Source organism: uncultured Rhodoblastus sp., from assembly GCF_903903185.1.
In the GTDB taxonomy this organism is placed as follows: Bacteria; Pseudomonadota; Alphaproteobacteria; order Rhizobiales; family Beijerinckiaceae; genus Rhodoblastus.
Genome location: NZ_CAIUXT010000243.1, coordinates 1 through 6,087 on the forward strand (window position 1 = coordinate 1; position 6,087 = coordinate 6,087).

At 60.8% G+C, this 6,087-nt stretch carries 7 protein-coding genes; 2 read left to right on the plus strand and 5 right to left on the minus strand.

The window, feature by feature from the left end:
* The coding region (locus QZY01_RS22430; protein WP_294541724.1) for an aminotransferase class I/II-fold pyridoxal phosphate-dependent enzyme at nucleotides 1-801 on the minus strand (801 nt) is incomplete at its 3' end.
* Between the two features lie 390 nt (nucleotides 802-1,191).
* Between QZY01_RS22430 and QZY01_RS22435 the strand changes: the two genes are divergently transcribed.
* Complete coding sequence (locus QZY01_RS22435) at nucleotides 1,192-2,931, plus strand: FAD-dependent oxidoreductase (protein WP_294541726.1); 1,740 nt, start codon at nucleotides 1,192-1,194, stop codon at nucleotides 2,929-2,931.
* A 67-nt stretch (nucleotides 2,932-2,998) separates the two neighbouring features.
* Here QZY01_RS22435 and QZY01_RS22440 read toward each other — a convergent pair whose 3' ends face one another.
* From QZY01_RS22440 to QZY01_RS22455, 4 genes are all read right to left on the minus strand, one after another.
* Complete coding sequence (locus tag QZY01_RS22440; protein WP_294541729.1) at nucleotides 2,999-3,481, minus strand: DUF2202 domain-containing protein; 483 nt, start codon at nucleotides 3,479-3,481, stop codon at nucleotides 2,999-3,001.
* 377 nt (nucleotides 3,482-3,858) lie between these two features.
* Nucleotides 3,859-4,083, minus strand: coding sequence for a cysteine rich repeat-containing protein (locus tag QZY01_RS22445; RefSeq protein ID WP_294541731.1), 225 nt, complete (start codon nucleotides 4,081-4,083; stop codon nucleotides 3,859-3,861).
* A gap of 170 nt (nucleotides 4,084-4,253) precedes the next feature.
* A complete protein-coding gene (locus QZY01_RS22450; RefSeq protein WP_294541734.1) occupies nucleotides 4,254-4,604 on the minus strand; it encodes an isoprenylcysteine carboxylmethyltransferase family protein in 351 nt (116 codons plus the stop codon).
* A gap of 249 nt (nucleotides 4,605-4,853) precedes the next feature.
* Nucleotides 4,854-5,162, minus strand: coding sequence for a metalloregulator ArsR/SmtB family transcription factor (locus QZY01_RS22455; protein WP_294541736.1), 309 nt, complete (start codon nucleotides 5,160-5,162; stop codon nucleotides 4,854-4,856).
* 253 nt (nucleotides 5,163-5,415) lie between these two features.
* Between QZY01_RS22455 and QZY01_RS22460 the strand changes: the two genes are divergently transcribed.
* On the plus strand, nucleotides 5,416-6,087 hold a 672-nt coding region (locus QZY01_RS22460; RefSeq protein WP_294541738.1), incomplete at its 3' end, for an efflux RND transporter periplasmic adaptor subunit.

The following is a 6,087-nucleotide window of genomic DNA, read 5'->3' on the forward strand; positions in this document are numbered from 1 at the left end:
GTCCATCCGCAACGACAGGGTTTTCAGCCCACGCAACACAAGAAAGGCGTCGAGGGCCGAGATGCAGGCGCCGTTCAATTCCTTGACGCCAACAAGGCGAAACTGCTCGATCAACTCCTTGCGCGCGACAATTGCGCCGGCCAGCAGATCGCCATGGCCGCCGAGATATTTGGTGGCGGAGTGGACGACGACGTCGGCTCCGAGCGGGATCGGGCGTTGCAGATAGGGCGTACAATAGGTGTTATCGACGACGAACAGAACGCCCCTGGCGCGGCATAGTTCGGCGATCGCGGCGATATCGACGATCCGCATATTTGGATTTGACGGCGTCTCGGTGATCACCATCCGGGTTTTGGCAGTTAAAGCCCGCGTCAGATTGCCGGGATCGGTAAGATCGACAAACCGCGTCGTAATGCCGAAGCGCGCGACTTGTTGATGCAACAATGCGAACGTGCAGCCATACAGCGTCTTGTCGGCGACGATTTCATCGCCCGCCTTCAATAGTGTCCAGATCACGGCGGTGATCGCGCCCATGCCGGACGATGTCGCCAAAGCCGCTTCGCCTTCCTCCAATACGGCCAGCCGCGTTTCCAGCACGGTGACGGTCGGATTGCCGACGCGGCTGTAAATATAGCCCGGCGCGGTTCCGGCAAACCGGTCGCTGCCGGTGTCCGACCGATCGAATGCGTAGGTCGAGGTCAGGAAAACCGGCGGGTTGAGCGAGCCGTGATAGTCGAGCGGTTCGTAGCCCGCGTGGATCGAGCGGGTCGAAAATCCTTGCGTGCGCCGGTCGATCGACATGAGAGGTTTCCTTCGCTTGAGCTTATGTCAGAACAGGGCGCGATTCATGCTAAAGCGGCCTCACCGATGTGATGTTATTTGCATAATAAACATTACAAACGCCGCAAGATGAAAATTTCTGGCAAACCAGCTCTCGACGCCAGCGTCCGTTCCGCCGATCGCACATTTTTCTTGTCGCCGGGCGGTCTACCGCAGCAGTCCAAAACGTCTCATCGCGATCCAAAGGGTGATTGGCCGGCACACATATTCGGTCACATCCGATTCCCATGGCTCGACAACTTAATTGATTGGTTCTAATGAGATTCCGAACTCCCGGCGCCACCCGCTGGCTAGAGCGTTTTCGAACGAAGTGCAGCCGCAAAAAAGCGCGAGAGAGAAGGAACTCTCCTCATGAAAGTGATCATCGTTGGCGGCGTGGCGGGCGGCGCATCATGCGCGGCGCGCCTGCGTCGATTGGACGAACAGGCCGAGATTCTCATGGTCGAGCGGGGGCCGTATGTCTCTTACGCGAACTGCGGGCTGCCATACCATGTCGGGGGCGTCATCGAGCAGGAGTCGAGCCTGCTGGTGGCGAACGTCAACACTTTCCGCGCCCAGTTCGCCGTGGACGCGAGAACGGGTTGCGAAGCGGTCGCCGTCTCGCCGGAAAAGAAGACCGTCGATCTGCGTGACGTCTCGACCGGCAAGGTGACAACCGAGCGCTACGACAAGCTTGTGCTGTCCCCCGGAGCGTCGTCGGTGCGTCCTCCTCTGCCTGGCATCGACCTGCCCGGCATTTTCCAGGTGAGGACTGTGCCCGATGCGCGGGCGATCCGCGAGTGGATCGATAAGGGCTCTTTGTTTCTCGCGGGCATGCGCCGATACTCGGGCTTTCAGACCGTGAGGCCGAAGACTCGGGCGGTCGTTATCGGCGGTGGGTTCATCGGCCTCGAGACCGCGGAAAATCTCGTTCATCGCGGTTTCGAAGTCACAATCGTCGAAATGCTCGATCAGGTTCTGGCGCCGCTCGACCGGGAAATGGCACGCATCGTCGAAGGCCATTTGGAGCGGCATGGAATCCGGCTCGTGCTCAATGACGGCGTCGCGGCGTTCAAACCGGCCGCGAACGGCGCCATCGACGTCGAAACCAAATCGGGAAAGACCTATCCAGCCGACATCGTGATCCTCGCGCTTGGCGTTCGTCCCGATACGACGTTGGCAAAGATGGCGGGCCTTACCATCGGCGAGCGCGGCGGCATCCGAGTCGACGACCAGATGCGCACGAGCAATCCCGATATCCTCGCCGTCGGCGACGCGGTCGAGGTCAAGGATTTCGTCACCGGCGAATGGGCGCTCATTGCGCTCGCGGGCCCGGCGAACCGGCAGGGACGCATTGCAGCCGACGTGATCGCCGGTCGCGACTCCCGCTTCCGCGGCAGCCAGGGCGCCTCGATCATCGGGCTATTCAACGCCGCGGCCGCCTGGACTGGCGCGAGCGAAAAGACGCTGAACCGGATCGGCGACAAGGACTACGAGAAGGCCTACCTCTATCCGAACTCGCACGCTGGCTATTACCCAGGCGCGCGGCCAATCGCGATGAAGGTGATCTTCCGCAAGTCGGACGGACGGCTTTTGGGCGCCCAGGCGTTCGGCGAAGACAACGTCGACAAGCGGATCAGCGCGCTGTCGATGGCGCTCCAGATGGGCGCAACGGTCTACGACCTGGAGGAAGCCGAGCTCTGCTATGCGCCACAGTTCGGAAGCGCCAAGGATCCGGTCAATTTCGCCGGGATGGTGGCCGCCAACGTGCTACGGGGCGACATGCCGATCAGCCACTGGGATTCCGCGAAAGACGCATTTATTCTTGACGTTCGCGAACCATCCGAACTCGCAGTAGAGAGCTGCACGGGAGCAGTGAACATCCCGCTTGGCCAATTGCGGGCGCGCCTCAAAGAACTGCCGCTCGACCGCGAAGTGCATGTTGTTTGTCGCTCCGGACAGCGCGCCTATGTCGCGACGCGCATCCTGTTGCAAAACGGATTCAAGGCCCGCGACATTTCCGGAGGAATGCTGTCCTTCGCTCGAATGGACGGGCGGGAGACGAATTTTGGGCTTGGGAGCGGGGCGCGGCGGGAGGTCGGCGCTGATTGATCGGGTCGCGTGTAAGCCAGCCTGATGCTCCGGCAACCCTCCGCCCGGTCCCGTCTGCCCGGCCGCGTCACCTCCCGTCGCGACCCCCGTTCCCGAACCGTCCGTATCCCCGACCGCCCCGAGGCCCTCGCGCGGCCGATCCGCCATCGGTTGTCCCACTTTCGCGCGCCAGGCATCGTCGGAAGGCAGGCAAGTGGTTGTCGCGCGACGCATCGCGCAGATTCGCCAGCACGGAACGCGCAGTCACATCGGAAATCTGGGGAAGCAATCGATCGTAGAGCGCGATATTTTCCAACTCGCCGACGATTGCGCCCTCACATGCGGCGGCGAGGGTCGCGGGGGCCGCGCCTTTGCCGACGCGACCGTTTTCGGGGACTGCAATGCCAAGCCTTTCCATCTGCCGCTCAATCGCCCGGGAATGCCGCGCCTCGGCGTCAACGATATTGGTGAAGGGCCGGACCTGACCGAAACGTTCGATGATGGCCGCATAGGTTGCCTCGGTCTTTCGCTCGTCGTCGAGAGCTTCGATCAGAATGGTATGTAAATCCATGGCGATTATGCTCCTTATTCTTGTCCGGTCAGGTCTTGTGCCCAGACCGACATAATCAGCAGTTCCTAGCACAAGCCAGACATTCGCTCGCACGACGAGCGACGGTGACACACTACCAGCGCGAGTCCTGGCATCCACGGTCGGAATTTACCCATGGCTCCAAATATATCTAATCGGCGGCGGCCAAAGAACGAAGAACCCTGGCGACTGTTCAAATCAAAAAGCCCCGAAGCCCATTGTTCGGGCGGAAAGCAGAAGCCGACCGTATGTCGCAAGGAACACACGGCGCCAGCGACAGCATTCTTCCTGACGCCGACGCCCCGCGTTAATATTATAGATCAATGAAATGAAAGCACGTTTTCTAAATCAGAGCGCCGTCATTGCCTGCGACCGGGACCGGTTGTATCCAAAGCATTCGCGCAACCCGCGCTGACACTCGCCTTGTTGCTTTCGAGACACGCGCGAACGGCGCCCTGTCCATGTTCTTTGCCGGCGCAGAATTTTTCAATGTCCTGCTGGCAGGCCGCTGCAACTGGACCCTTGCCCGGCTCGGGGTTTTGAGCGAGCGCCGGCGCGGCGATGACGAAACCGGCGGCGATCACGATGGCGCCCAATAAATCGGTCCTCATATGCTGCTCCTCTCGCTATCGATAATATGTGCATCCCTGATGCTTGCCGTAGATGGCCAGCGGGACATCGCCTTGCAATCCGCAAGGTTCGCGTCATGTTGACGCAGGTCCTCAAAACCCGCGGCCAAAATCTTGCGGGCGGATCACAAGTGCCTAAAAAACCAACGCGGTGTTCGCGCCGCATAGGCGAGCCATGCTTCTCCGAAGCGCGCTTCGAGATGGGCTTCCTCGCGGCGGATCGCGAGCCGATCGACCGGGATCGCGGCCCCGATTCCAGTTAATGCGAACCATCCATTGTCGAGATATACCGACAAGCCCAGCATAACGATCGTATTGCCGAGATAGATCGGATTGCGCGTAAGACTAAACGGTCCCGAAGTAATGAGCGCATCGGCGCCCCGATGCGGCAGAATGTTGGTGTCCTTCCGCCACATCGTAGCCATCGCCCAGCAATCCAACATAACGCCAGCCAACAGCACAACGACTCCGGTCATGACGATGGCGTCCTCCCGGACGAAGGCGAAGGGGACAAGGCGCCCCAGGATATAGGCCGATATGGCCCCAATCGCGTAAATCATCGGAGGCCAGGGAAGGATATTCGGTCTGACGGCTAAATCGAATTTCAAGGCTTCGGCTCCCTGACGCACTGCCGGGACGGGCGACGCTTCATTACCTCCGCCGAAGTCAATGTCTCGGCGGGGAAGAACCCTGTTGACCGGACATTTGTCGAAGCCGGATCTTGGTCAGCGGTGAGGCGTTTTCTCGCAAAAACTTTCGTAGAGAACGCCCATGAGCTTTTCGACACGCCGATCCGCGAGCCGGTAAAAGCGCGTCGTGCCGCTGCTGCGCGAAGCAACGATGCCATCTTTTTTCAACAAAGTGAGGTGGCGCGAAATCGTCGGCTGCGGGGCGCCCATCGCCTCGGCGAGGGCCGTCACCGAATGTTCGCCGGTGGACAGCAAACAGAGCACGCGCAACCGCCCTGGGGCTGCCAGCGCCTTCAAAAAATCCGCAGCTTCCTCGGCCGCGTCGTTTAATCGCTTGACGTCCATCCCTTTATATATTCACATATTTGTAAATTAACAATGAAAAATGACGTCGCCATCAAACGCAGGACCGCTTATGCGCCATCATCCCCGCCGTTCATCGGCCTTAGAGCGTTTTCCAGCGAAGTGGAACCCGGTTCGCGTGAAGAAAACGCGTAAAAACAATAAACTAGAGCCCCGATCCGACTCAGTCGGATCGGAAAAGGCTCGAGCGCTTTTTTTCCGTTTCGCCCCGCTGGCGCTGCTTCTTGCGCTCGGCATGGGCGGAAACGCGGGCGCCGGCGAATTCCTCGTGCAGCCAAAGACCATCCAGGACATGAAAGCCCTGTTCGGCCAGGTGGAGAGCCGCGACATCGTGGCGGCGCGCGCCCGCATCGGCGGCACGATCCTGAGCCGCTTCGTTGACGAGGGGACGCAGGTCAAGGCGGGCGATGTCGTCGCGATTGTCGCCGACGACAAACTTGCCTTGCAAGCCCAGTCGCTCGACGGGCAATTGCGGGCGCTGGATTCACAAATCGATAACGCCAATACCGCGTTCGAACGCGCCAAAACCCTGAAGGCGGGCGGCTATACGACCCAGGCCGCCTATGATCAGGCGAAGACCAATCTGGACGTATTGCGGCATCAGCTCGAATCGGTGCGTTCGCAGCGCGCCGTCATCGCCCCGCAGTCGGAAGAAGGCAAAATCCTCGCGCCCAAGGCCGGTCGCGTGCTGACCGTCGCCATTGTTCCCGGATCGGTCGTCATGCCCGGCGAAGCGGTGGCGCGGATCGCCTCCGGCGCGACTTACCTGCGGCTCAGCCTGCCGGAGCGTCACGCCGCCTTGCTGCGGCTCGACGCGCCGGTCTCGGTCGCTCCGCGCGGACAGGGCGCCTCCGGCGGCGGCAGCGAGCGGCAGGGGCGCATCGCCAAAATCTATCCCGAAATCGAC

Coding starts and splice junctions, on each gene's coding strand:
- QZY01_RS22455 (WP_294541736.1), bottom strand. CDS start 5,162: ATGGACGTCAAGCGATTAAACGACGCGGCCGAGGAAGCTGCGGATTTT.
- QZY01_RS22440 (WP_294541729.1), bottom strand. CDS start 3,481: ATGGATTTACATACCATTCTGATCGAAGCTCTCGACGACGAGCGAAAG.
- QZY01_RS22435 (WP_294541726.1), top strand. CDS start 1,192: ATGAAAGTGATCATCGTTGGCGGCGTGGCGGGCGGCGCATCATGCGCG.
- QZY01_RS22450 (WP_294541734.1), bottom strand. CDS start 4,604: ATGACCGGAGTCGTTGTGCTGTTGGCTGGCGTTATGTTGGATTGCTGG.